General features: G+C 68.3%; 23 protein-coding genes and 1 pseudogene. 15 read left to right on the forward strand and 9 right to left on the reverse strand.

From position 1 onward, the window contains the following. Nucleotides 1-114 precede the first annotated feature (114 nt). From ACIA47_RS15765 to ACIA47_RS15795, 7 genes are all read left to right on the forward strand, one after another. Nucleotides 115-1,104: a metal ABC transporter substrate-binding protein gene (locus ACIA47_RS15765; RefSeq protein ID WP_396708485.1), complete on the forward strand. Its 990-nt coding sequence runs from the start codon at nucleotides 115-117 to the stop codon at nucleotides 1,102-1,104. Nucleotide 1,105: 1 nt separating this feature from the next. Then, on the forward strand, nucleotides 1,106-1,876 hold the full coding sequence (locus ACIA47_RS15770; RefSeq protein ID WP_396708487.1) for a metal ABC transporter ATP-binding protein: 771 nt from the start codon (nucleotides 1,106-1,108) through the stop codon (nucleotides 1,874-1,876). Further along, entirely contained in the window at nucleotides 1,873-2,760 is an 888-nt protein-coding gene (locus ACIA47_RS15775; protein WP_396708489.1) for a metal ABC transporter permease, read from the forward strand. Before ACIA47_RS15770 ends, ACIA47_RS15775 begins: the two co-directional genes overlap by 4 nt. Further along, nucleotides 2,744-3,580 (forward strand): metal ABC transporter permease, encoded by an 837-nt coding sequence (locus tag ACIA47_RS15780; RefSeq protein ID WP_396708491.1) that lies wholly within the window; start codon nucleotides 2,744-2,746, stop codon nucleotides 3,578-3,580. Before ACIA47_RS15775 ends, ACIA47_RS15780 begins: the two co-directional genes overlap by 17 nt. Beyond that, a complete protein-coding gene (locus ACIA47_RS15785) occupies nucleotides 3,577-3,885 on the forward strand; it encodes a metalloregulator ArsR/SmtB family transcription factor (protein ID WP_203117985.1) in 309 nt (102 codons plus the stop codon). Before ACIA47_RS15780 ends, ACIA47_RS15785 begins: the two co-directional genes overlap by 4 nt. Before the next feature lie 693 nt (nucleotides 3,886-4,578). Further along, nucleotides 4,579-5,151 carry a sigma-70 family RNA polymerase sigma factor gene (locus tag ACIA47_RS15790; protein WP_203117984.1) on the forward strand — a complete coding sequence of 191 codons (573 nt, stop codon included), beginning with the start codon at nucleotides 4,579-4,581 and terminating at the stop codon, nucleotides 5,149-5,151. Beyond that, nucleotides 5,148-6,293, forward strand: a complete 1,146-nt coding sequence (locus tag ACIA47_RS15795) for a hypothetical protein (RefSeq protein WP_396708493.1) — start codon at nucleotides 5,148-5,150, stop codon at nucleotides 6,291-6,293. The genes ACIA47_RS15790 and ACIA47_RS15795 overlap by 4 nt, the downstream gene beginning before the upstream one ends. A gap of 229 nt (nucleotides 6,294-6,522) precedes the next feature. Here ACIA47_RS15795 and ACIA47_RS15800 read toward each other — a convergent pair. Next, a pseudogene (locus ACIA47_RS15800) lies at nucleotides 6,523-6,729 on the reverse strand (transposase family protein); the annotation flags it as partial. A gap of 331 nt (nucleotides 6,730-7,060) precedes the next feature. Between ACIA47_RS15800 and ACIA47_RS15805 the strand changes: the two are divergent. Further along, entirely contained in the window at nucleotides 7,061-8,479 is a 1,419-nt protein-coding gene (locus tag ACIA47_RS15805; protein ID WP_396708495.1) for an FAD-binding oxidoreductase, read from the forward strand. Nucleotides 8,480-8,849: 370 nt separating this feature from the next. On the opposite strand, the gene ACIA47_RS15810 is transcribed toward ACIA47_RS15805, so the two are convergent. The 3 genes from ACIA47_RS15810 to ACIA47_RS15820 form a co-directional block, all read right to left on the reverse strand. Continuing rightward, the gene (locus ACIA47_RS15810; RefSeq protein ID WP_396708497.1) at nucleotides 8,850-9,503 is read right to left on the reverse strand and encodes a low molecular weight phosphatase family protein; all 654 of its coding nucleotides are present in this window, start codon (nucleotides 9,501-9,503) and stop codon (nucleotides 8,850-8,852) included. Nucleotides 9,504-9,635: 132 nt separating this feature from the next. Beyond that, a complete protein-coding gene (arsB, locus tag ACIA47_RS15815) occupies nucleotides 9,636-10,712 on the reverse strand; it encodes an ACR3 family arsenite efflux transporter (protein WP_203117981.1) in 1,077 nt (358 codons plus the stop codon). Beyond that, on the reverse strand, nucleotides 10,709-11,068 hold the full coding sequence (locus tag ACIA47_RS15820; protein WP_203117980.1) for a metalloregulator ArsR/SmtB family transcription factor: 360 nt from the start codon (nucleotides 11,066-11,068) through the stop codon (nucleotides 10,709-10,711). Before ACIA47_RS15820 ends, arsB begins: the two co-directional genes overlap by 4 nt. 201 nt (nucleotides 11,069-11,269) lie before the next feature. Between ACIA47_RS15820 and ACIA47_RS15825 the strand changes: the two genes are divergently transcribed. From ACIA47_RS15825 to ACIA47_RS15855, 7 genes are all read left to right on the forward strand, one after another. Continuing rightward, the gene (locus tag ACIA47_RS15825) at nucleotides 11,270-13,369 is read left to right on the forward strand and encodes a PhoX family protein (protein ID WP_396708500.1); all 2,100 of its coding nucleotides are present in this window, start codon (nucleotides 11,270-11,272) and stop codon (nucleotides 13,367-13,369) included. A 325-nt stretch (nucleotides 13,370-13,694) separates the two neighbouring features. Continuing rightward, nucleotides 13,695-14,660, forward strand: a complete 966-nt coding sequence (locus tag ACIA47_RS15830) for a phosphate ABC transporter substrate-binding protein PstS family protein (protein ID WP_396708502.1) — start codon at nucleotides 13,695-13,697, stop codon at nucleotides 14,658-14,660. A gap of 8 nt (nucleotides 14,661-14,668) precedes the next feature. Then, complete coding sequence (gene pstC, locus ACIA47_RS15835; protein ID WP_396708504.1) at nucleotides 14,669-15,613, forward strand: phosphate ABC transporter permease subunit PstC; 945 nt, start codon at nucleotides 14,669-14,671, stop codon at nucleotides 15,611-15,613. Continuing rightward, nucleotides 15,610-16,530, forward strand: coding sequence for a phosphate ABC transporter permease PstA (pstA, locus tag ACIA47_RS15840; protein WP_203117979.1), 921 nt, complete (start codon nucleotides 15,610-15,612; stop codon nucleotides 16,528-16,530). The genes pstC and pstA overlap by 4 nt, the downstream gene beginning before the upstream one ends. Before the next feature lie 150 nt (nucleotides 16,531-16,680). Further along, a complete protein-coding gene (gene pstB / locus ACIA47_RS15845; RefSeq protein WP_396708807.1) occupies nucleotides 16,681-17,448 on the forward strand; it encodes a phosphate ABC transporter ATP-binding protein PstB in 768 nt (255 codons plus the stop codon). A gap of 69 nt (nucleotides 17,449-17,517) precedes the next feature. Further along, a complete protein-coding gene (locus tag ACIA47_RS15850; RefSeq protein WP_203117978.1) occupies nucleotides 17,518-18,213 on the forward strand; it encodes a response regulator transcription factor in 696 nt (231 codons plus the stop codon). Between the two features lie 77 nt (nucleotides 18,214-18,290). Continuing rightward, the gene (locus ACIA47_RS15855; RefSeq protein ID WP_203117976.1) at nucleotides 18,291-18,659 is read left to right on the forward strand and encodes a metalloregulator ArsR/SmtB family transcription factor; all 369 of its coding nucleotides are present in this window, start codon (nucleotides 18,291-18,293) and stop codon (nucleotides 18,657-18,659) included. Nucleotides 18,660-18,809: 150 nt separating this feature from the next. Here the strand turns inward: ACIA47_RS15855 and ACIA47_RS15860 are convergent, their stop codons facing one another. The 5 genes from ACIA47_RS15860 to ACIA47_RS15880 all read right to left on the reverse strand — a co-directional run bounded on the left by ACIA47_RS15860 (nucleotide 18,810) and on the right by ACIA47_RS15880 (nucleotide 23,120). Beyond that, a complete protein-coding gene (locus tag ACIA47_RS15860; protein ID WP_396708508.1) occupies nucleotides 18,810-20,177 on the reverse strand; it encodes an FAD-dependent oxidoreductase in 1,368 nt (455 codons plus the stop codon). 57 nt (nucleotides 20,178-20,234) lie between these two features. Further along, nucleotides 20,235-21,164 (reverse strand): thioredoxin-disulfide reductase, encoded by a 930-nt coding sequence (trxB, locus tag ACIA47_RS15865; RefSeq protein WP_396708510.1) that lies wholly within the window; start codon nucleotides 21,162-21,164, stop codon nucleotides 20,235-20,237. A gap of 69 nt (nucleotides 21,165-21,233) precedes the next feature. After that, a complete protein-coding gene (locus tag ACIA47_RS15870; protein ID WP_396708512.1) occupies nucleotides 21,234-21,641 on the reverse strand; it encodes an arsenate reductase ArsC in 408 nt (135 codons plus the stop codon). 238 nt (nucleotides 21,642-21,879) lie between these two features. Further along, complete coding sequence (locus ACIA47_RS15875) at nucleotides 21,880-22,581, reverse strand: helix-turn-helix domain-containing protein (protein WP_396708514.1); 702 nt, start codon at nucleotides 22,579-22,581, stop codon at nucleotides 21,880-21,882. A 209-nt stretch (nucleotides 22,582-22,790) separates the two neighbouring features. Continuing rightward, a complete protein-coding gene (locus ACIA47_RS15880) occupies nucleotides 22,791-23,120 on the reverse strand; it encodes a metalloregulator ArsR/SmtB family transcription factor (protein WP_203118145.1) in 330 nt (109 codons plus the stop codon). Nucleotides 23,121-23,127: the final 7 nt, after the last annotated feature.

Here is a 23,127-nt window from a genome sequence, read left to right on the forward strand (position 1 = left end):
ACCGCCCGGTCCCGAGCGCTGCGGGGACGACACATGCATGTGTGGTCATCTCGCTATTAGACGATACTTAGCGAAAACGATTACCGTTCCGCATCTCAGGAATGGAGTGTCTTCGTGAAGTATGGGCAACGCTCGATCATCGCCGCGGCAACCGCCGCCGCGCTCGTTCTTCTTGGCGGTTGTGGCTCGGGTGACGACACCGCCAAGGGTGGTAGCAACGCCTCGGCCGGCACCGGGCTCGCCGTGGTCGCCACCACCCCCGAGGTGGCCGACTTCGTCCGCGCCATCGGCGGCAGCGACGTCACCGTCACACAGATCATCAAGCCGAACGTGGACCCGCACGACTACGAGCCCACCCCGGCCGATATCCAGGCGATCGGTAAGGCCACCATCGTGGTCAAGAACGGTGTCGGCCTAGAGGAGTGGCTCGACCAGACCATCGAGTCGGCCGGCTTCAAGGGCACCGTCGTCGACTCCAGCCAGGGCGTCACCCTGCGCGAGGGTGGCCACGAGGAGGGCGAGGACGGCCACGAGGAGGGCGAGGGCGCGCACGAGGCCGAGGAGCACGATCCGCACATCTGGCACAACCCGCTGAACGCCAAGACGATGGTCGTCAACATCGAGAAGGCTCTCGCCGCGGCCGACCCCGCGCACGCCGCCGCCTTCGCCGGCAATCTGAAGAACTACACGGCCGAACTCGACAAGCTCGACACCGACAACGAGGCCGCCTTCGCCCGGATCCCTGCCGATCAACGCAAGCTCGTGACCAACCACGACGCCTTCGGCTACTACGTCGACCGGTACAAGTTGCAGTTCGTCGGCTCGGTCATCCCCAGCCTCGACACCTCCGCCGAGCTGAGCGCGAAGCAGCTCGCCGACCTCGTCGCGAAGATCAAGGCCACCGGTACGAAGGCCATCTTCGCGGAGACGTCGCTGCCACCCAAGAGCGCAGAGGCGATCGCCAACCAGGCCGGCGTCAAGGTCATCGGCGGTGAGGACGCCCTCTACGGCGACAGCATCGGCGCCGAAGGCACACCCCAGGGCACCTACCTCGGTGCCGAGCGGCACAACACCCAGGTCATCGTCACGGCTCTGGGCGGCTGACATGGGCGATGTCGTGGTGGCCGACGCCGCCCTGCGCTACGCCGAGGTGAGCGTCGGCTACCACGGCACGCCCGTGCTCACCGACGTCCACCTTGAACTGGCCCCCGGGCAACGCCTGGCCCTGATCGGGCCGAACGGCGCCGGCAAGTCCACGCTGATCAAGTCGATTCTCGGCCTGGTGCCGGTCCTCGCCGGCACGTCCACCGTGCTCGGGCTCAAGCCGGCCCAGGCCCGAACCCTCACCGGATACGTCCCCCAGACCGACTCCCTCGACGCCGACTTCCCTGTCACCGCCGCCCAGGTCGTCATGATGGGCCGCTACCGGCGTATCGGCTGGTGGCGCCCCACCCGCAACATCGACCGACGAGCCGTTCACGAGGCGCTCGACCGCCTCGGCCTGGCCGATCACGCGAGGACACACTTCGGCGTGCTCTCCGGTGGCCAGCGTCAGCGGGTGCTGCTGGCCCGCGCCATTGCCGCCGAGCCACGGTTGCTGCTGCTCGACGAGCCGTTCAACGGCGTCGACGCGGTGAGCCAGGAAGCCATCCTGTCGGTCCTGCGCGAACTCAGCGCGACCGGGACCACCCTGGTGCTGAGCACCCACGACCTGACGGTTGCGCACGAGCTCGCCGACACGGTCTGCGTGCTCAACGCCCGGCAGTGGGCGGTCGGCCCGCCCGATGAGACATTGACGGCCGATACGCTGCGCCGCGCGTACGGCGGACACGCCATCGAGATGGCCGACGGTCGGACAGTGCTGGTGGAGCCGTGATCGAGCCGTTCACCGTACCGTTCATGGGGCGCGCCCTGGCCGAGCTCGCACTGCTCGCCCTTATCTGCGGACCGGTCAGCGTCTTCGTCTTCACCCGCCGCCTGTCGTTCGTATCCGATGCGCTGACGCACACCGTGTTCCCCGGCGTCGTCATCGGGTTCCTGGCCGGTGGCATCGAAGGCATCGTCGTCGGGGCGCTGGTCGCCGGCGTCGTGACCGCGGTGGCGCTGACCCTGCTCAGCCGGGGAGGGACGCTGTCCGACGATGCCTCCACCGCCGTGGTGCTCACCGCCATGTTCTCGATCGGCGTGGTGCTCGTGTCACGGCGCTCCTCGTACACCTCCGATCTGACGTCGTTCCTCTTCGGGCGCATCCTGACGGTGACCCCGCGTCAGATCGCCGAGACCGCCGTGCTGGCGGTCGTCATCCTCGGGCTGCTGCTGATCAGCGCCCGCGCTCTGATCTTCCGGACCTTCGACCCGGCCGGAGCGGCCGCCGCCGGTTTCCGGGTCACCTGGCTAGATCTGTTGCTCAACATCATCGTCGCGCTCGTCGTCGTCGCCGCGGTGCGCGCCGTCGGCACCATCCTCGTGGTCGCGCTGCTCATCGTGCCGGCCGCGGCCGCCCGCATGCTCACCACACACCTGCCGCTGATGGCCGTGATCGGCACCGGCCTCATCCTCATCGCCGCATACGGCGGCCTCCTGGCCAGCTGGACCGCATCGATCGAGTACGGCATCTCTCTGACCTCGGCCTCCGCCGTCGTCCTGCTGCTCGTGCTCGCCTACCTGCTGCTGCTTCCACTGGGCGCGCTGAGGTCGAGGCGCAACCACGGGCGGATCGTCTCCGACGCAAGGAGGTCTCCCCATGAACTGGTGGGATGACACGCTGCACCGGGCCACGGCCGAGGTGCTGCTCGCCGGCGCGCTCGCCGGACTCGTCGGCGTTCACGTCGTACTACGCCGACTGTCCTTCTTCACCATGGCACTGACCCACGCCACGTTCCCCGGAGTGGTGGCCGCCTCCATCATCGGCGTCAACATCGTCGTCGGCGGCGTGGTAGCAGGCGCGGTCGTCGCGCTGGGCGTCGCCGCGCTCAGCCGCCACCGAAGCCAGAACACGGCTGCGGCGACCGGCGTCATGCTCTCCGGTGGCTTCGCGCTCGGCGCCGGGCTCGTCGCCACTCAGAACGGCTTCAGCCGAGACCTGACATCGTTCCTCGTCGGATCGATTCTCACCGTCAGCCCGCAGGATCTCGTGACCACCGCGGTGGCGCTCGTCGTCGTCGCGGCCGTCCTGCTGGCCTGCGCCCGTCCACTGCGCTACACCGGCTTCGACCAGGCCGGCGCGCAGGCGGCCGGGTTCGCGACCGGTGTCTGGGACGTCGTGCTGCTGCTCGTCATCCAGGTGGCGGTCGTGACGATCGTTCCGGCCATCGGCACGATCCTCGCCCTCGCCCTCATCGTCGCGCCGGCAGCGGCGGCGCGTCAGTGGTCGCACCGGCTGAGCATCATCACCGCCCTGGCGGTCACGCTCGGGGCTCTCAGCGGGCTCGGCGGCCTGTACGCGTCGAGCCGCTGGGACGTCGCCGCCGGCGCGAGCATCACCCTGACCGCCACCGCGGTCCTGGCGCTGTCGACCGTGCTGTCCCGGCTGGTCAATTCCAGGCTCATGCCCGCCCGGCTGCCTGCGATCGCGGCATGAGCACCGCAGACCTCGACGAGACGAGGTCCACGCTGGACCGCGCGGTCGTCGTGCTGCGCGCCATGGCGTACGAGCACCGCATACACATCCTCGTGTTGCTGCAGGGCGGCGAACAGACCCCGGCGTCGCTGGCGGAGGCGATGTCCGCGGATTCGACGATCATTGCCCGCCACCTGCGGTATCTCAAGGAGGCCCGGTTGATCCGGCGCAAGCGTCGCGGACGAGAGGTCACCTACACGCTGCAGGGGGAGGCCACCAGGCGACTCATCGCGGAAGTGCTGCACTATGCCGAGCACTCGGCCTGAACATCGCGCGGGAGTTTGTACGGCCGGCTTCACCGTTGTGCGCTGCGCAGGTCGCCTTGGTCGAAGCGAGCTGGTATTCCAGCAGACCTACGGCATCGTTGCGAAGTTGGAGGACCGGCAGGTAAGCAGGGTAAGGGTATTCGTCCGTCCGCTTGTCCCGAAGGCCTGCCCGCGAGCCCAATCCCATTCCCAGTGCCCGCGCTACCTGCCCGGGTCTTTCCGGCGGCACCCACCGGCGCTTGCGAGTTGCTGCTGTGGATGGCTCTTCCCGCACGCTGCGGCCGAGTGACCGCAGCGCAGCTCATGCGCGCACTGGGATGGGCGCCGGAGCACCGCCTTGACATCCAACCGTGCCAGCGGATGCTCGTCATCACCACAACTTCATCTATGCCCACACCCCGGGGTCGTCAGGACTTACTCCGGGTGTGGTTGGCGGAGTTCCCGGACGTGCCGACGACGGTGATCATGGAACGGGTCGGGTGGACCCGGGGCAAAGGCCGCCGGTGTTGGTGATGGTGTCCGGGTGTTCGCGGTGGTTGGGGGCGGGTAACCCGACCTGGAATCGACTTCGAAGGTGGATCCGCGGGCCAGGTGCGGCGACAACACCGCTCGCCCTCGGACCTCGGCGCCTGAACACTTTCCCGCCTGATCGGCAATGTCAGGTTGAAGCGCGGAATTTTGCCGAGGAGGGCCATGGCTTCGGATGCGGATTTGATAGGCCGGTCGCTGGATGGCGATGTCGACGCCTTCGTGGAGGTGGTCGAGCGTCATGAGGCCGCCGTCGGTTCGTACCTCGTTCGCCGGGCGGGGCGGGATGCGGCTGAGGACCTCCTGGGCGAGGTTTGGGTTGCGGCGTTCGAGTCGCGGCGTTCGTACGACCGGTCGTACAACGATGCGCGGCCGTGGCTGTACGGGGTGGCATTGAATCGCTTGCGGCGCTACTGGCGGTCCCGGCCGGTCGAGGACCTGGTCGCGGACGTGCCGGACGTGGCTACTGGATGGGATCCGTGGTCGGCGGTGGACCTCGGCGTGGACGCCCGGGCGGTGCTCCGGTCGGCCCTGATGCGGCTCAAACCCGAAGAGCGGGAGGTCCTGAGGCTCGTCGCCTGGGAGGACCTGACCGCAGCCGACGCCGCGCGGGCACTCGGCATACCGGCCGGCACCGCGCGGCGGCTGCTGAGCCAGGCCAGGACGGCATTGCGCGGCGCGCCGGGGGTGTCCGCGCTTCTGAAGGACTCCAACAGCGCGAAGGAGAGACACCGATGACCGACGAGCTCGATCTGGTCGGTGCGTTGGGCAGCGCAGAACCACTACGCCCGGAGGCGTATCAGCGGGCGCGGGCGGTGCTGCGGGCGGCTATGACCGACCCCGGAACCGTGCGGCTGCTGGGCGCGATATCAGCGGAGGACACGACTATGGAGGCGACTTCAACCATGGAAACGATGACAACCACACGGGACCGCGAATCCAGCCCGGCGATTCAGCGCCGCCGCCGGATCGGTATCGCCGGCCGATGGGGTATCGGCGCCGGGGTGGCGGTTACCGCAGCGGCGGCAGTCGTCGCTGTGGTGCTGAACTCGCCGGCAACCGGGGTCACGGAGGCCGGCAAGGATTCGTCGGCCGCCACCTCGGGCTCGACCACCGTCGACGGGTCCGCCGAGCGCGCGCCGCTGATGACCCTGGCCGGGTCCATCAAGACGGTCACCCCGTCGGCGGGCGACGCGTGGCTGGTGAAGGCGACGCAGGTCCACGGCACCAAGACCATGCAGGTCGTCTACACGCTGTACACCGACGGTCACGCAATCTACACGGGCAACAGCGTGAAGGACATCAAACGTGCGATAGTCCATCACCAGGACCAGATGACGGACGGCGGCTACGCTCCGCTCCTCAAGGCAGCCGTCGCCGCGGCGGACAGCAGCCCGGCTGACGGCCGGACCCAGATGCTCAAGGCAGCCAAGGATCCGCTGGTGGGCCTCGACCCCGCAGCGCAGAAGGCGGTGTGGGACAAGCAGCAGGCGGCCGCCCAGGTGATCATTAAGCAGAAGGGCGGCAACGCCAAGCCGAAGCCGTACAGCCCCCAGGCCGTTCAGCGGCACTTCGACAACGCCCTCTGGACGTACAGCACCCAAGCGCTGTCCGCTGGTAACGGCAACACGCCGGTCCGGGCCGGTGTGCTGCGTCTGCTGTCCACCATCTCCGCGGTCAGCGTCAAGAACTCGACCACCCACGGCAAGGCCACGCTGACGATCACCGCCGGCCCCGAGGTGTTCGGCGGCGAGGGCAGCGAGGTGCTAACCATCGACGCCAAGACCGGCATGCTGGTCAAGGACGTCTCCACCGTGCCGGACCTGCCCCAGGCCTCCACGAACTACGAATCCTCCCGCGTGGCGAAGGCCGACCTGTAGGCCGGGAACTCCCACCCACCAGCATTCCGGCAGACGGGCGTGACGCGCCCGGCGTTCGGTAACGGTGCGGGCCGCCTGGAGGCGGCCCGCACCGTCGTTTTGTTGTTCGCACGGCCGAGGGTTGTGTGCACCTGGCAGAAGACTGCTCGCGCAGCCACCGTAAGCGTCGGCAACGCCGAGCCTCGAACCGAGCGCCACCGCCGAGCGACGCATTGAGCCTTGCCTATCCTCAGTGGATCGGGTTCTCGACGTGGTGCAGGACGAGGATGGCCTGCACGATCGCGGTCGTCCGAGAAGGGCTGCGGCGCAGCTTGGCCAGAATTTTCCAGGTCTTGAGAGTGGCGACGGCGCGTTCACCGCAGGCGCGGATGCGGACGTGGGAACTGTTCACGGCCTTCTGCCGGCGTGACAGCTTCGGCCGGTACCGGTGTCGGCGATGCTGACGCCCCGACCGGTTCGCTCAAGGTCATGCACGGGAGACGCTAGCCAGCCGAAGCGGTCGGCCTGATGAATCGGACGTGAATCCGGTATGGCCACCGCCTGCTTGATGTGACAGCCGTTCGGCGAAAGCCCTCACGGCGTTGATGTCGACGGGCTCGTCGCCGGCAGCAGTGTGGCCCCGGGCGCTACCACCGCCCCGCTATGTGGTCGACGCGACCACCGGCTGTGTGAAACCGCTCTCGAACAAACCAGATTTCCGAACTAATCGGCGCAAGATCGGATCCGGTCATGGTCGCACGTCCCGACCTCGCGGAAGGCAAAGCTCGATGGACCCCATCCAGAATCCAGTCCAGTACGGCACGCCCGTCACGGAGGATGCCGCAGCACGGCTCACCGCCCGGACGGTCGGACCAGTGCTACTCCCCGGTAACGAGGGGTACGACGTCGAGTGCGCGTCGTACAACCTCGCCATCCCACAGCAGCCAGCACTTGTGGTCGGCGCCGCCAACGCCGCCGACGTCCAAATCGCTGTCCGTTTCGCAGCCGAGCAGGGCCTGCCGGTCGCGGTGCTCGCCACCGGTCACTCGGCGCTTCCCTCGGCCGGAGCGCTCCTGATCACCACCCGGCGGATGGACGCCGTCGTCATCGACGTCGAGGCGCGCACCGCCCGGATCGAGGCCGGCGTACGGTGGCAGCAGGTGGTCGACGCGGCGGCCGAGCACGGGCTGGCACCCCTCAACGGGGCTGCTCCGACCGTCGGCGCGGTCAGTTACACGCTCGGCGGTGGGTTGAGCCCGATCGGCCGCACCTTCGGCTTCGCCGCCGACCACGTCCACCTGATCGAGCTCGTCACCGCAGACGGCGAGCTACGCACGGTGACCGCGACGAACGAGCCGGAACTGTTCTGGGCGCTGCGCGGCGGCAAAGGCAACTTCGGCGTGGTCACCGCGATGGAGTTCGCCCTCTTCCCGGTCAGCCAGATCTACGGCGGTGGCCTCTTCTTCCCGGGTGAGCGGGCCGCCGAGGTGCTCAAGGCGTGGGGACGATGGACGGCTGGCGTCCCGGACGAGTTGACCTCGTCGGCCGCGTTGCTGCAGCTGCCACAGATCCCCGAGGTGCCCGAGCCGCTACGCGGCCGGCTGGTGGCGCACATCCGGATCGCCTACGTCGGTGCGGCGGAGGACGGCGAGCGGCTGATCGCTCCGCTGCGCGCGATCGCCCCGACACTGATCGACTCGGTGACCGAGATGCCGTACCGCGCGGTCGGCTCGATCCACGCCGACCCGCCGACCCCGATCCCGTTCGTGGACCGGTCGGCGTTGCTGCGGGAGTTCACCCCGGAACTGGTCGACACGATCATCGCCCAGGCCGGCCCCGGCACGGGCAGCCCGCTGACCGTGCTGGAGATCCGGCACCTCGGTGGAGCACTCGACCGCCGCCCGGAGGCAACGAACGCGATTGACCTGCGCGACGCAGCCTTCACGTTCTACACCGTCGCGATCGGTGGCCCGGACCAGGCCGAGGCGTTCCGGGGATACCTGACCCGCCTGTTCCAGGCCATCCAGCCGTGGAGCACCGGCTGGCGGTTCGTGAACCTCCTGGGAGTCAGTGACGCCACTGCCGAAGGGGTCGCGGCGGCCTACCCGCCGGCGACGTACGAGCGGCTGGTCGCGGTCAAGCGCAGCTACGACCCGACCAACATCTTCCGCGTCAACCACAACATCACCCCGGGCTCAAACGAGTAGAGCCGGGCCGGGCAGTGGCCACGTCGGAACAGGTGTTTCCCGGCGGGGCCGTTGCCCGGCTGGGGGTTGCCGCGTCCGGCGGTCGCGTAGCCGGCAGCGGTAGATGTCGGCCTGGACGGCGTTCTCGGTGGCCGCCCTCGGATAGCCGGAGGTCAGCATGACAACGCCGGCAACACCAAAACCCGACCCACCACCACCGGCGCCACGCAAACCCTGAACTGGGACCGCGAAGGTAAGGTCGGTGGAACCCCGTCCGCGCGAGCGACTTTGCCGGAAGCGGGCGCAGCCGGCCGCAGGGTATCTGGGAGCGGCCGGCCTTGTGCACGCACACGAAAGAACAGTGGGCTGTCAGACCGCACTTCTTCTGGAATCAACTCGTGGCGAGGGTGAGTTCGTCCATGAGCGCTCGCACGCGGGCGTCGACGTCGTCGCGGACGGTTCGGACGAAGGGCAAATCTTGTCCGGCGGGGTCGGGGATGTCCCAGTCGAGGTAGCGCTTGCCGGCGAGGACTGGGCAGGCGTCTCCGCATCCCATGGTCACGATGACGTCGCTCGCGCCGAGGATGTCCGATGTCAAGGGCTTGGGGTACGCCCGGCTAATGTCGACGCCCCATTCGCCGAGCGCCTCAATGACGTTCTGATCGAGCCAATCCGCCGGGTGCGAGCCTGCGCACCGCACGTGCACCTTGCCTTGTGCGTACCGCTCGGCGAGTGCAGCGGCGAGTTGGGAACGGCCGGCGTTGTAGGCACAGAGGAACAGCACCTCGGGTACTGGTTTGTCGATGTTCCCTTCGACCTGTGCCAGGGCGGTGAGACGCTCGGTGGCGAAGTTCTCCGTCAGCGCTGGCAGGTGCGTCTGGAGGCGGACGGTGCGGTGCAAATACATGTAGGACTCGAAGACGTACCGTTCGACGGTTTCCGGGCCGAACACACCGGTGAACCGGCTCGATAGCCGTTTTGCGATGCGCCCGAGCACGTAGTCGACATCCCGGGTGTCCGCGCCGTGAAACGGGTTGTCAATCATGGTGCCCCTACGGTGCCAGGTGGTGGCCGCTGGGCTGCCGTGATGAGGGCGGAGCCCGTCGTCAGAGCCGGCGCGAGGAGGCGGCCACCGGCCGCCGACCTCGCACCGACGGCGACAGATGCCAGTGCCCAATTACGCATTGGTGACGCCGGTGGGAAAGAACCGGCGACGGGCGGCGAGGCTGACGTAGACGAGCGCGACCAGGACCGGTACCTCGATCAGTGGTCCGACGACTCCGGCGAGGGCCTGGCCGCTGGTCACGCCGAACACGCCGATCGCCACGGCGATGGCGAGTTCGAAGTTGTTGCCGGCTGCGGTGAAGGCCAGCGTGGTGGTGCGTTCGTAGTTCAGGCCGATGGCCCGACCGATGGCGAACGAGCCGAACCACATGATCGCGAAGTAGGCGAGCAGGGGAAGCGCGATGCGGGCGACGTCCCAGGGTTGGGCGGTGATGGCGTCGCCCTGTAGGGCGAAGAGCAGCACGATGGTGAACAGCAGCCCGTACAGGGCGACCGGCCCGATCCGGGGCAGGAACTTCGCCTCGTACCAGTCGCGGCCCTTGGCCCGTTCGCCGAATCTGCGGGTGAGGTAGCCGGCGGCGAGGGGGATGCCGAGGAAGACCAGGACGCTGCCAGCGATGTCCCAGCCGGAGACGGCAAGTCCGGCCTGCTCCAGGCCCAGCCAGCCGGGCAGGACGGTGAGGTAGAACCAGCCGAGCACGCCGAAGGCGAGGACCTGGAAGACGGAATTGAGGGCGACCAGGACGGCGGCGGCTTCGCGGTCGCCGCAGGCGAGATCGTTCCAGATGATGACCATGGCGATGCAGCGGGCGAGACCGACGATGATCAGGCCGGTGCGGTACGCGGGCTGGTCGGGCAGGAGCAGCCACGCCAGGGCGAACATGACAGCGGGACCGATGAGCCAGTTGATCACCAGGGAGGAGATCAATAGGCGCCGGTCGGAGGTGACGGTGTCGAGGCGGTCGTAGCGGACCTTGGCCAGGACCGGGTACATCATGATCAGCAGACCCAGGGCGATGGGTACGGAGATCCCGCCGACCTTGACGTGGTCCAGGGCATCGTCGAGTCCGGGGATCAGCCGGCCCAGGAGCAGTCCGGCGAGCATGGCGGCGCCGATCCATACCGGCAGGAGCCGGTCCAGCGTCGAGAGCCGGGGCGTCGTGCTCGCCGGTGTGGCCAGTGTCGTCATGTGCCTGGTTCCTCTGTTGGTTCGTGGGTGGGTGCGTCCGGGCCGCAGGGCCGCCTGCCCTCGGTGCCGGTGGGCGCGTGGTCGGCGAGGGCGGCGATGCCCTGGCCGAGCGCGCGGATCGCCTCGGGGCGGAGCCGGTAGTAGGTCCAGTAGCGGTGACGTTCGGTCTCCACCAGCCCGGCCTGGCGCAGCGCCCGCAGGTGGTGGCTGATCAGCGGCTGGGTGACCCCCAGGTCTTCGACAAGGTGGCACACGCACAACTGCTCCCGCGCCAGCGCCTGCATGACCCGCCAGCGCAGCGGGTCAGCCACCGCCCGGAGTGCCGCGAGCTGCGTATCATCCGTATCAACTCCCATTGAATTAAATCCTCGCTGATATGGATCCGATCGTCAACTCGCCGCCGGCGCTGAGTGAACGATTCGCGATCGTGAAATTTGATGTCCACGTCGCGTTCATCCGCTGAAGGTCGGTTCGTCGCCTCGCAGTTCGCTGGCGGTCTATCTGACCTTCCTAGCGTCCGCAGGTGTCCGTATCTCCGATCTTCTCTGGGAGGACCGATGACGGCCTCGCCCCGTCCGCCTCGTTCGCTGCCGCTACTGCCCGGTCACGGCGGTCGCAGTGCGATGACCTGCCTCTACCGCTGCGGGAACGCCTGCTCACACGCGGCGCCCAACAACTCGGACAATTCGTACTTTGGTGACGTGGTCAATGCTGAGGTGTCTCGTCGCGGCCTGCTGCGCGCCGGCTCCCTCGGCGCTCTGGTCATCGGCGTCGGCGCCGCAGCTCTGGCTACCGATGCCGCCCCGGCGCAGGCTGTGGCTCCGGCGGGCCATACCGGGCCCCGCCCACCGATCAATGGCGCAAGGCTGACATTCAAGCCGATCCCGCCCAACACCCTGGACACCGTCATCGTGCCCAACGGCTACGACAACGCGGTCATCCTCCGGTGGGGCGACCCGGTCGTGCCGGGAGCGCCGGCCTTCCGGGCCGATCGGCAGAGCGCCGCAGCGCAGGCCACGCAGTTCGGCTACAACAACGACTGGCTCGTGACCCTGCCGCTGGACCGGCACGGCCGCCGGGCGCTGCTGGTGGTCAACCACGAGTACACCAACGAAAACCTGATGTTCCCCGGCTACACCACCCCGGAGGCGCTGACGGTGGAGCAGGTCCGGGTGGCGATGGCCGCCCACGGGCTCAGTGTGGTGGAGATCGAGCGGGTCGGTGACACTGGGCAGTGGGTGCCGGTGACCCGGGGGCCACGGCGGTGGAATCGGCGGATCACAGCCGGCACCCTGATGCGCTTCACCGGCCCGGCTGCCGGCTCGGCGCTGCTACGCACCGCGGCCGACCCGTCCGGCACCATGGTGCTCGGCTCGTTGAACAACTGTGCCGGCGGACTCACCCCGTGGGGCACGATCCTGTCCGGCGAGGAGAACTTCAACCAGTACTTCGTCGGCGGCGATGCCGTCCCCGCCGGGGCCAAGCCTGCCCTGACCCGCTACGGGATCGACACCGTCAACCGCTACCCGTCCGGGTCACGCAAGTGGGAGCGCGCCGACGCCCGGTTCGACCTGAGCGCCCACCCGAACGAGGCCAACCGGTTCGGCTGGATCCTGGAACTCGACCCTCACGACCCGACCTTCACCCCGCGCAAGCACACGGCACTGGGTCGGTTCAAGCACGAGGGCGCGGAGATCATCCTTGCCCGCGACGGGCGGGTCGTGGCCTACATGGGCGACGACGAGCGCTTTGACTACCTGTACAAGTTCGTCTCGGACAAGAAGATGCACCGGGGCGACAAGCCCTTCGACCGGGCACACAACATGACCCTGCTGGAGTCGGGAACGTTGTACGTCGCGTCTTTCGGGTTCACCTCCGCGACTGAGATCGACGGCTCAGGCGCGCTTCCCGCCGACGGGGCGTTCAACGGCACCGGCCGGTGGATCCCCCTCGCCCAGGGCCGGCAGTCCCTGGTCCCGGGCATGAGCGTCGGCGAGGTCCTGGTTCACACCCGCCTGGCCGCCGACGTGGTGGGCGCCACCAAGATGGACCGCCCCGAGGATGTCGCGCCGAACCTGCGCACCGGCAAGGTGTACGCCGCGTTGACCAACAACACCCGCCGTGGTGCTACCGGGCAACCGGCTGCTGACGAGGTCAACCCTCGATCGAACAACCGGCACGGCCACATCCTGGAGATCACTGAGGACGGCGGCGACAACGCGGCGACCACGTTCACCTGGGCGATTCCGATCGTGTGCGGCGACCCGGCCGACCCGTCGACGTACTTTGCCGGCTACGACAAGACCAAGGTCAGCCCGATCTCTTGTCCCGACAACCTCGACTTCGACGCCCACGGCAACCTGTGGATCTCCACCGACGGCAACGCGCTCGGCTCCAATGACGGCCTCTTCGCCGTGCCCCTCGACGGCCCCGAGCGCGGACACGTGAAGCAGTTCCTCACCGTCCCGGTCGGTGCGGAGCAAGCGTCAGCGTCCCTGAGCGACGACAACCGCACCGCGTTCGTCTCCGTCCAGCACCCCGGCGAAATCGAGGGTGCGAGCATGGACAACCCCGCCTCCACCTGGCCGAATGGCGACTACGCCCGTCCAGCCGTGATCAGCGTCTGGCGCGTCGACGGCCGGCAAATCGGTGCCTGACCCCGTCACGTGAGCGGGCGCCCGGACCACCACGGTCCGGGCGCCCGCCCGTGTCAACTCGCGCAGTCCGTCCTTGCGCACAAGGGCTTTCTGCTGCGCCATCGGCCCGGGCTGGAGTGAACGAAGAGTGAACGGCAAGGGAATCGATGCATAGCCCGAGAGCGGCGGGCAAGGGGAAATAAACACTCGCTTATGTTCAGCTTCCGTTCACCTAGTCGACGATGCGCGATCACATAAGCAATCTTTTATGAGCTCGTCGGTGAAAGACAGCCGACCCCGAACGAGCACCGGCGATACCCGCCGGCCTGTCTGAAGAGGACGAATTGTGATCAAGACGGTGCGTGGGCTGGGCCTGGCGTCAGTCGCGCTGGTCCTGACGGTCGGTCTGGCTGCCTGTGGCAGCGACAACAACGACGGTGGCACCGGGACTGGTGCCGCGGCTGAGCTGTCCGGCGACGTGAAGGTCGACGGGTCGAGCACGGTCGGTCCGCTGAGCAAGGCGGCGGCCGAGCTGTTCGCCGACGAGCAGGCCAAGGTGAACGTCACGGTGGGCATCTCCGGCACCGGGGGTGGGTTCAAGAAGTTCTGCAACGGCGAGACCGACATCTCCGATGCCTCTCGCCCAATCAAGGACACCGAGAAGGCCGAGTGCGAGAAGAACGGTGTCAAATTCGTCGAACTGATCGTGGCCAATGACGCGCTGTCGGTGGTGGTCAGCAAGGACAACACCTTCGCTGACTGCCTGACGGTGCCGCAGCTCAAGGCGATCTGGGAACCCGGCTCGAAGGTCAACAACTGGAATCAGGTCGACTCGAAGTTCCCGAACGAGCCGCTCAAGCTGTTCGGCGCGGGTACCGACTCCGGCACCTTCGACTACTGGACCGCCGCGATCAACGGCAAGGAGAAGGCGCACCGCACCGACTACACCCCGACCGAGGACGACAACGTCACCGTGCAAGGCGTGAGCGGCTCCAAGGGCGGGCTCGGCTACTTCGGGTTCACCTACTACGAGGAGAACGCCGACAAGCTGAAGCTCGTCAAGGTCGACGGCGGCGACGGCTGCGTCGAGCCGAGCGTGGCCGCCGCGCAGGACGGCAGCTACAAGCCGCTGTCCCGGCCGCTGTTCATCTACGTCTCCGACAAGGGCATCGCCAAGGAGCAGGTCAAGGGCTTCGTCGACTTCTACATCGAGAGCATCGACGAGGTCGTCAAGGAAGCCAAGTACGTGCCGCTGACCGCTGCCCAGAAGGAGACCCTGAAGTCCGAGTTCGCGACCCTGACGAAGGCCTGAGCGGGCTCGTGGCGGTCATCACCCCCGGAGCCCCCGTCCCCGCCGCCTCTGTGCGGCGGGGACGCCGCCGGCCCGGCGAACGCATCATCGAAGGGTTCCTCGTCCTCGCCGCAGCGGTCTCCATCGCGACGACCATTGGCATCGTCGTCTCGCTGCTGTTCCCCACCGTGGAGTTCTTCGGCGAGGTCAGCATCGTCGAGTTCGTCACCAACACGCAGTGGACACCGCTGTTCTCAATCAAGCAGTACGGGGTGCTGCCCCTGCTGGTCGGCACGCTGTGGGTGACGCTCATCGCGACGGTCATCGCGGTGCCGCTGGGCATCGGCGCGGCGATCTACCTGTCCGAGTACGCCCGACCCGGCACCCGCAAGCTTCTCAAGCCGATCCTCGAGGTGCTCGCCGGAATCCCGACCGTGGTGTACGGGTTCTTCGCCCTAACCTTCCTCAACCCCATCCTGATCGACCTGTGGCCCCGCGACGACAAGCCGGAGTTCCAGAACCTCCTGGTCGCCGGCATCGCCATGGGCATCATGATCGTGCCCACCGTGGCCAGCCTGGCCGAGGACGCGATGAGCGCGGTGCCGCACAGCCTTCGCGAAGGCGCCTACGCCCTGGCGTCGACGAAGATGCAGGTCGCCACCCGCGTCGTGGTGCCCGGGGCGTTGTCGGGGATCGTCGCCGCGATCGTGCTCGGGGTGTCCCGGGCACTCGGGGAGACGATGATCGTCACCGTCGCCGCCGGGTTGAAGACCGCCGGCGTCCCGTGGTCGCCCATCGACGGTGCCGCGACCATGACCAGCTACATCGCCGGCGCCGCCCAGGGGGACCTGCCGGTGGACTCCCTCGACTACCTGACCATCTTCGCGGTGGGCACCACCCTGTTCCTGTTCACCTTCGCCCTCAACGCCCTGTCCATCCGGCTGGTCCGCAAATTTCGGGAGGTGTACGAGTGAGTACGACGTCCACACCGCCGGCCTCACACGCGGCGAACCCGCGCCACCGGCCGTCGCTGAGCCAGCGGCGATCCCGCCCAGGCGAGGTGCTGTTCAAGCTCGCGCTGCAGTTCTGCCTGCTGGTCGCCTTCGCGTTCCTGGTCGCGTTGATCGCCTTCGCGGTCATCAAGGGCTGGAACCGGCTCGACCCACGCCTGTGGCAGGAGATGCCCACCGGCGCCGCCTCCCGGGTCGCCCGCGCCGGCGTCCAATCGGCGATCACCGGCACGCTGTGGGTCATCGGCCTGACCGCCGCGATCTGCCTACCGATCGGCATCGCCTCGGCGATCTACCTGGAGGAGTACGCCGACAATACCCGCTGGTACAACCGGCTGCTGGAACTCAACATCCAGAACCTCGCCGGTGTCCCGTCCATCGTGTTCGGCATCCTCGGCCTCGGACTGATCGCCCGGGTGATCGGTCTCGGGTTCACCGTCATCACCGCCGCGATCGTGCTGTCCCTGCTCGTCCTGCCGGTCGTCATCATCGCCAGCCGGGAAGCGCTACGCGCAGTACCGCGCTCGATCCGGCAAGCCTCCTACGCCCTCGGCGCGACCAGATGGCAAACCACCTGGCGGCAGGTCCTCCCCGCCGCCGTCCCCGGCATGTCCACCGGCGCGATCCTCGCCCTGTCACGAGCCCTGGGAGAGGCAGCCCCGCTGATCTTGCTCGGCGCGGTCACCTTCATCCGGTTCAACCCCGACAGCCTGCTGTCGTCGTACACCACCCTGCCAATCCAGATCTACAACCTGATCAAGGAGCCGCAGGCCGAGTTCCAAGAACTCGCCGCCGCGGCGATCGTGCTGCTGCTGGTCATCCTCCTGGTGCTGAACTCCGCCGCGATCCTCATCCGCAACAAGTTCCAGAAGCGCTGGTAGCAGGCCACTCCACTGTGAGCGATCCGAACCGAAAGGCCCCCCGACGTGACCGACACCGTGAACAGCACCCGCCCCGCACCACCCCCGGTAGCGCTGGTCAACCCCGCCAACCGCAACGAAGGAGGACCCCGCGGCGGTGACGAGCAGGTCCTGCGCCTGGAGGACGTCAACATCTTCTACGGCGACTACCAGGCCGTCCGAGGCGTCGACATGACCATCGGCCGGCACCAGATCACCGCCCTGATCGGGCCCTCCGGGTGCGGCAAGTCCACCGTGTTGCGCTCGCTCAACCGGATGAACGACCTCATCCCCGGCGCCCGCGTCGCTGGCCGGGTCAGCTTCCACGGCGAGGACCTCTACGCCCGTGAGGTCGACCCCATCGAGGTTCGCCGCCGTATCGGCATGGTGTTTCAAAAGCCCAACCCGTTCCCCAAGTCGATCTACGACAACATCGCCTACGGTCCCCGCGTCACGGGCATGAAGGTGTCCAACATGGACGAGCTCGTGGAGAAGGCCCTGCGCCGCGCCGCCCTGTGGGACGAGGTCAAAGACAAGCTGAAGCAGTCAGCTCTCGCCCTGTCCGGTGGGCAGCAGCAACGGCTGTGCATCGCCCGCACTATCGCCGTAAGCCCCGAGGTCATCCTCATGGACGAGCCGTGCTCGGCTCTCGATCCTATCGCCACCAGCAAAATCGAAGACCTGATGTTCGAGCTGAGCCGCGACTACACCATCGTCATCGTCACCCACAACATGCAGCAGGCCGCCCGGGTCTCGCACCGCACCGCGTTCTTCACCGCCGAGGTCGACGAGCAGGGCGAGCGACACGGCCGGCTCATCGAGTACGACACGACGAACAAGATCTTCACCAACCCGGCCCAGAAGCGTACCGAGGAATACATCACCGGCCGATTCGGCTGACCCGCCCAATCCCGTCAGCAAAGGCCAACGATGCAGCCCGATTCCATTGAGACGCCGCGGTGCCAGCCCTTGACGCCACAGATCACCAGGACCAGATTCCTGCTCCTGGTCCTCGACCCCGACACCAGCACGGCCAACGCCCTCGCCGAGCAGTTGCAGGAGCGGCAGATCGACGTCGTCGTCACCGGTGACCCGGCCGACGCCCTGCTGCAGGCCGGCGCGCTGCTGCCCGACGCCGTCCTCACCGCCACCGACGTCCCGCCCATGCGCGGCTCGACCATCGCGCGCGCCCTACACACCCGCGCTTGCATTCCCACCCTCGTCGGGGTGGGCGAGCACGACGGAATGGAGGGCAGCCTAGCCCTCGCCGCAGGTGCCACCGCCTGCGTCGCCCGGCCGTATCGAGTCACGGAAATCCTGCCGATGCTGCGCGCGATCTCCCCGGACACCGCCGCGGACTTCCAGGTCGCCGTCGAGGCCGGGGCGCTGCGGCTGGACCCGGCCGCGCACGAGGTCCGGCTGGCCGGCAGGCGGATCGAACTGCCGATGCGGGAGTTCGAACTGCTGCACCTGCTCATGCTGCACGCCCGCCGGGTCGTCACCCGACACCAGATCAACCGGCTGCTCTGGAGCGGCGAAGGCGACGCGTCCAACACCCTGAACGTGCACATTCGCCGCCTTCGGCACCGCCTCGGCGACAACCTACGGAAACCCTCGATCATCGTTTCCGTACGCGGAATGGGATACCGTCTCGACCCACCGTAGTCGTCCCGTGGTCGGCGTCACTTGCTGTTCACCTACCGGCCACTCGGCCCCTGAGCAGGACTTCCTAGACTCGGATCATGTCTTCCGCCGCCACCGCCCCGGCCGTCGCGCCAGCGTGCGCGCCCGCCCCGGTGGGGCCGCCGCTACCGCGCATCGACGCCGAACAGTTCGCCCGAGTGTTCAAGGCCCTCTCCGACCCCACCCGGCTGCAGATCCTGTCGATCATCGAGGTCGCGCCGAGCGGTGAGGCGTGTGTGTGTGACCTGACCGAGGCGTTCGACATGACCCAGCCGGCGATCAGTCACCATCTCAAGATTCTGGTCGAGGCGGGCGTGCTGAACCGCAACAAGCGCGGCAGTTGGGTGTGGTACTCCCTCAACCCTGGCCAACTCGAACCGGTCAAGCACCTCATGCCGAAGGGGCGTCCCCGTCTGTGTCGGCGCTGAGGAATCGGGCCAACTGAAGCAGGGCGTACTTTTCGGCGCCAGCGCTTTCGAAGATCAGTACCGGATCGAAGAGGCTACGGCTCACCACCCCATCGTCGCCTCTTGGCGGTCCACGGCCAACCGATTCCCGGGCGCGGAAGAGCCCTGCGGCTACCGACGTTCGATGACCTCCCGCTGCCATCGTGTAGTGGCGAGCTGCACGGCGTCCCAGGGGCTGCCCAACGGCGGGGTGTACGACAGGTCGAGCTCGGCGATGTCGCCGACGGTGGCGCCGTAGGAGATGGCGGTGGCGTAGGTGTCGATGCGCTTGGCGATTTCGGCGCCAAGGGTGCCGAGTAGTTGCGCGCCGAGGAGCTTGCCGGTGCGGCGATCGGCGGTGACTCGGACCCGGATGGGTGTCGCGCCCGGGTAGTACGCCTTGTGATCGTCGGCGGTGGCGGCCACGGTGACCGGGTCGTAGCCGGCCTGGCGGGCGTTGCGGTCGCGCAGCCCGGTGCCGGCGGCGACGAGGTCGAAGACCTTGACGGCCTGCGTGCCCAGCGACCCGGCGAAGACGGCTTTCCCGCCGAGCGCGTTGGTGCCCGCGATCCGGCCCTGCTTGTGGGCGGTGCTGCCGAGCGGCAGGTACACGTGCCGGTCGAGGAGCCGGTGGTAGGTGTGCACACAGTCGCCGGCGGCGAAGACGTCGGGCAGGTTCGTGCGCATCTGTCGGTCGACCGCGATCGCACCGTTAACGCCGAGGGTGACGCCGGCGGCTGCGGCGAGGTTGGTGTCTGGGCGGACTCCGGTGACGACGAGGACGACGTCCGCCTCGTAGGTGGTGGCATCGGTGTCGACGCGCAGCCGGTCGCCGTCGACGGCGATGGCGTGAACTCTGGTGCCGCACTGCACCGTGACGCCCTGACCTTGCAGGTGCTCGGCGAGGGGTTGGGCCAGTTCCGGGTCAATGGTGGGCATGACCTGGTTGACCTGCTCGATGAGGGTGACCTGCAGGCCGCGGGTGGTGAGCGCTTCGGCCATTTCCAGGCCGATGTAGCCGGCGCCGACGATGACCGCCGAGCGTGCTCGGCGCTGCTGTACCGATTGCAGTAGGGCGAAGGTGTCGCCCATGGTGTGCAGCGTGTGGACGCCGTCTGCCGACCCGAGCTGGTCAAGGCCCTCGATCGGTGGCCGCACCGCAGCGGCCCCGGTGCCGATGACGAGCCGGTCGTAGCCCAACGTGGTGGTGGTGCCGTCCGGGGTGGTCGCGGTGACCGTGTGCGTGCCCGCGTCGATGCCGGTTGCATGGTGATTGAGCCGCATTTGTAGGCCGGCATTCTCCAGGTCGCTGCTGCTGCGGTGGGCGAGGCTGCGCCAGTCAGGGACATCGCCGGACACGTGGTACGGGATACCGCAGATGCTGAAGTTCGGGTAAGCGTCGGCGACAAGGAGCGTCACCTCGGCGCCGGGGTCGAGTTCACGCGCGCGCAGGCCGGCGCTGATGCCGGCGTCGCTGCCACCGATGACGAGCAGACGCATCACGTTTCTCCCTGCGAGGGTTGGGTGGCCGCCGGCACGGGCGAACCGGGAAACGGCTCAGGACAGGGCGGCGAGGTACCGCTCGGCGTCGAGGGCGGCGGCGCAGCCGGTGCCGGCAGCGGTGATGGCCTGGCGGTAGGTGTGGTCGACGAGGTCGCCGGCGGCGAAGACACCGGGCAGGTTGGTGCGGGTGCCGGGGGAGTCGACGGTGACGTAGCCGTCGTCGTCGAGCCTCACCTGCTCGCGGAAGAGCTCGCTGCGAGGGTCGTGGCCGATGGCGACGAACACGCCGGTGACATCCAGGACGCGGGTCTCGCCAGTGTGGACGTCGCGCAGGCGAGCCCCGACAACGGCGCCGTCCTGGCCAAGGATTTCCTCGACGACGCTGTTCCACACCACCCGGATCTTGGTGTTGCTCAGCGCGCGTTCGGCCATGATCTGGCTGGCGCGGAAGGTGTCGCGGCGGTGGACGATGGTGACGCTGCGGGCGAAGCGGGTGAGGAAGGTGGCTTCTTCCATCGCGGTATCTCCGCCGCCGATCACCGCGATGTCCTGGTCCCGGAAGAAGAATCCGTCGCAGGTGGCGCAGGCGGACACGCCGTGGCCGAGAAGTTCCTGCTCGCCGGGGACGCCGAGGGGGCGCCAGGCGGAACCGGTGGCGAGGATGACCGCCTTCGCCTGGTAGGCATCCTCGCCGACCCACACCGTCTTGGTAGGGCCGGTGAGGTCGACGCGGGTGACGTCGTCGGTGATGAACTGGGCACCGAAGCGGTCGGCCTGCTTGCGCATGGTGTCCATCAGGTCGGGGCCGGTGATCCCGTCGGGGAAGCCGGGGAAGTTCTCCACCTCGGTGGTGGTCATCAGCGCGCCGCCGGACTGGCTGCCCTCGATGACGAGAGGCGCGAGGTTCGCACGGGCGGCGTAGAGGGCAGCGGTGTATCCGGCGGGTCCGGAGCCGATGATGATCAGGCGGTGCGAGTCGGACACGAGAGGGCTCCTGCTCAGGGGAGGGCCGCCCGCCGACGGCGAGGTCGGCGGGCGGGGGTGGTGACAGGTTCAGGCGGCGGTGCGCAGCTCGCCGAGGAGCTTCTCCACCCGGGTACGAATCTCGTCACGGATCGGGCGCACGGAATCCACGCCCTTGCCGGCCGGGTCTTCGAGCTTCCAGTCCTCATAGCGCTTGCCCGGGAAGACCGGGCAGGCGTCACCGCATCCCATGGTGACGATGACGTCCGACGACTCGGCCGTGGCGTACTCGAGGAGTTTCGGCGTCTGGTCGGTGATGTCGATGCCGACCTCGCGCATGGCCTCGACGGCGGCGGGGTTGACGGCCTCTGCGGGTGCGGAGCCGGCGGAGCGGACCTCGACGGTGTCGCCGGCGAGGTGGCGCAGCCAGCCGGCGGCCATCTGGGAGCGGCCGGCGTTGTGCACGCAGACGAACAGGACGCTGGGCTTGTCGGACATCAGGAGCCTTCCTTGCAGTACGGATTGCGGGGCTGGTCGACCGGCACCTGGTCAGGAATCACTGGCAGGGCGCGGCCGGGGTCGCTGTTGCGGTCGAGCAGGCGGTAACGGCCGGCCGGACGCGATGGGATTCACCAGGCTCCGATACGTCTGGTCCGCCGCACCGTGCCGTGGCCTCGTGCTCACGCGCTGTGGTTGCGCGCTGGATTGCGCTCGGTTATCGCGCAGGGGACTGGTGTCAGTCATGGCGGCCTGGCGACCTCTGGGTGGAGGTGACGATGGGGGCCACGCGGTCGATGCGGGTGGCGAGGTCGGCGAACGCGGCCTCGAAAGCGGCGTCGGTGTCCACGCGGACCGGGTCGGGCACCGACCAGTGCAGCCGGGGCCGGACCGGGCCGGTGAGTTCCTCGTGGGCGTTGTCGCAGACGGCGATGAGCAGGTCATCGTCACGCACGATGTCCGCGACGTGCGCGGTGCCGGTCGCGTCCAGATGCAGCCCGTAGCGGCGGGCCACGGCGATGGCGCGCGGGTGCACCCGCTCTGCCGGCTGCGTTCCGGCCGATGCCGCGCAGGTGTGGGTGCGGTCCGACCAGAGGGCGGCGGCGAGTTGCGAGCGGGCGGAGTTGCGGGTGCAGACGAAGACCACCCGACCTACGCCGGCCATCGGCGCTGGCGTCAACGCGGCCAGGGCTTCGGGTCGCAGCCGCAGGTAGGTGCGACGGCGGTCTCCCTCGGATCGGCTGCGGACGACGAGACCGGCCTCGCTGAGGACCTTGACGTGGTGGGCGACCAGATTCGTCGGCATCCCGAGGTCGTGCGCGATCTCGCCGGGGGAGGCGTCGCCCAGGGTGAGCGCGTCGACGACCGCCAAACGCGCCGGGTCGCCGAGCGCGGCGTGGATCCGGGCCCGCGCTTGCAGGGAAGCAAACTCAGTAGTCATTGACTCAACTATTACTGAGCTATTCGATGCTGTCAAGGGTGACGAATCAGTGGGCGGGGGGCGGGCCTGCTGGCTGCGGCCGGTGGCTGGAGGCTCGGCCGAGAGGCTGGTTTCGGCAGGCTGGATTGGCCGATCTCGCCGGCGATCGCGCCGATCGGTGATCGACCGGGGCGCGGGCTGGACGTCGTGGGTCGCCCGCTGGGCTGTGGTCAGCAGCAGGTCATGAGGTACGACTGCAACTCGGCCAGCGCCGCGACGGCGCCGTCGCGGTCGGCGCGGTAGTACACGGTCTTCCCCTCGCGCCGTGACGTCACGATCCGTCCCCGTCGCAGCAGCGTCAACTGCTGCGACGCCGTCGCTTGGCTGATGCCCGTTCGCTCGGCGACTTCCCCGACGGACAGCTCGGCACCTTGGGAGAACAGCATCATGATCCGCTGCCGCGTTGGGCTCCCCAGCGCCTTGAGGAACTCCTGCGTGTCCGGCGCCAGCCCGGCTGGTCCGGCGCCGGACGCGAGCGCTGCGGGCTCTGGCTGATCCATGGCCCCA

The sequence above is a fragment of the Micromonospora sp. NPDC051227 genome (assembly GCF_044455385.1).
In the GTDB taxonomy this organism is placed as follows: domain Bacteria; phylum Actinomycetota; class Actinomycetes; order Mycobacteriales; family Micromonosporaceae; genus Micromonospora.

Coding starts and splice junctions, on each gene's coding strand:
- ACIA47_RS15805 (WP_396708495.1), top strand. CDS start 7,061: ATGGACCCCATCCAGAATCCAGTCCAGTACGGCACGCCCGTCACGGAG.
- ACIA47_RS15795 (WP_396708493.1), top strand. CDS start 5,148: ATGACCGACGAGCTCGATCTGGTCGGTGCGTTGGGCAGCGCAGAACCA.
- ACIA47_RS15780 (WP_396708491.1), top strand. CDS start 2,744: ATGAACTGGTGGGATGACACGCTGCACCGGGCCACGGCCGAGGTGCTG.
- ACIA47_RS15875 (WP_396708514.1), bottom strand. CDS start 22,581: ATGACTACTGAGTTTGCTTCCCTGCAAGCGCGGGCCCGGATCCACGCC.
- ACIA47_RS15860 (WP_396708508.1), bottom strand. CDS start 20,177: ATGCGTCTGCTCGTCATCGGTGGCAGCGACGCCGGCATCAGCGCCGGC.
- ACIA47_RS15785 (WP_203117985.1), top strand. CDS start 3,577: ATGAGCACCGCAGACCTCGACGAGACGAGGTCCACGCTGGACCGCGCG.
- ACIA47_RS15855 (WP_203117976.1), top strand. CDS start 18,291: ATGTCTTCCGCCGCCACCGCCCCGGCCGTCGCGCCAGCGTGCGCGCCC.
- ACIA47_RS15790 (WP_203117984.1), top strand. CDS start 4,579: ATGGCTTCGGATGCGGATTTGATAGGCCGGTCGCTGGATGGCGATGTC.
- arsB (WP_203117981.1), bottom strand. CDS start 10,712: ATGACGACACTGGCCACACCGGCGAGCACGACGCCCCGGCTCTCGACG.
- ACIA47_RS15810 (WP_396708497.1), bottom strand. CDS start 9,503: ATGATTGACAACCCGTTTCACGGCGCGGACACCCGGGATGTCGACTAC.
- ACIA47_RS15825 (WP_396708500.1), top strand. CDS start 11,270: ATGACGGCCTCGCCCCGTCCGCCTCGTTCGCTGCCGCTACTGCCCGGT.
- ACIA47_RS15820 (WP_203117980.1), bottom strand. CDS start 11,068: ATGGGAGTTGATACGGATGATACGCAGCTCGCGGCACTCCGGGCGGTG.
- ACIA47_RS15770 (WP_396708487.1), top strand. CDS start 1,106: ATGGGCGATGTCGTGGTGGCCGACGCCGCCCTGCGCTACGCCGAGGTG.
- ACIA47_RS15870 (WP_396708512.1), bottom strand. CDS start 21,641: ATGTCCGACAAGCCCAGCGTCCTGTTCGTCTGCGTGCACAACGCCGGC.
- ACIA47_RS15880 (WP_203118145.1), bottom strand. CDS start 23,120: ATGGATCAGCCAGAGCCCGCAGCGCTCGCGTCCGGCGCCGGACCAGCC.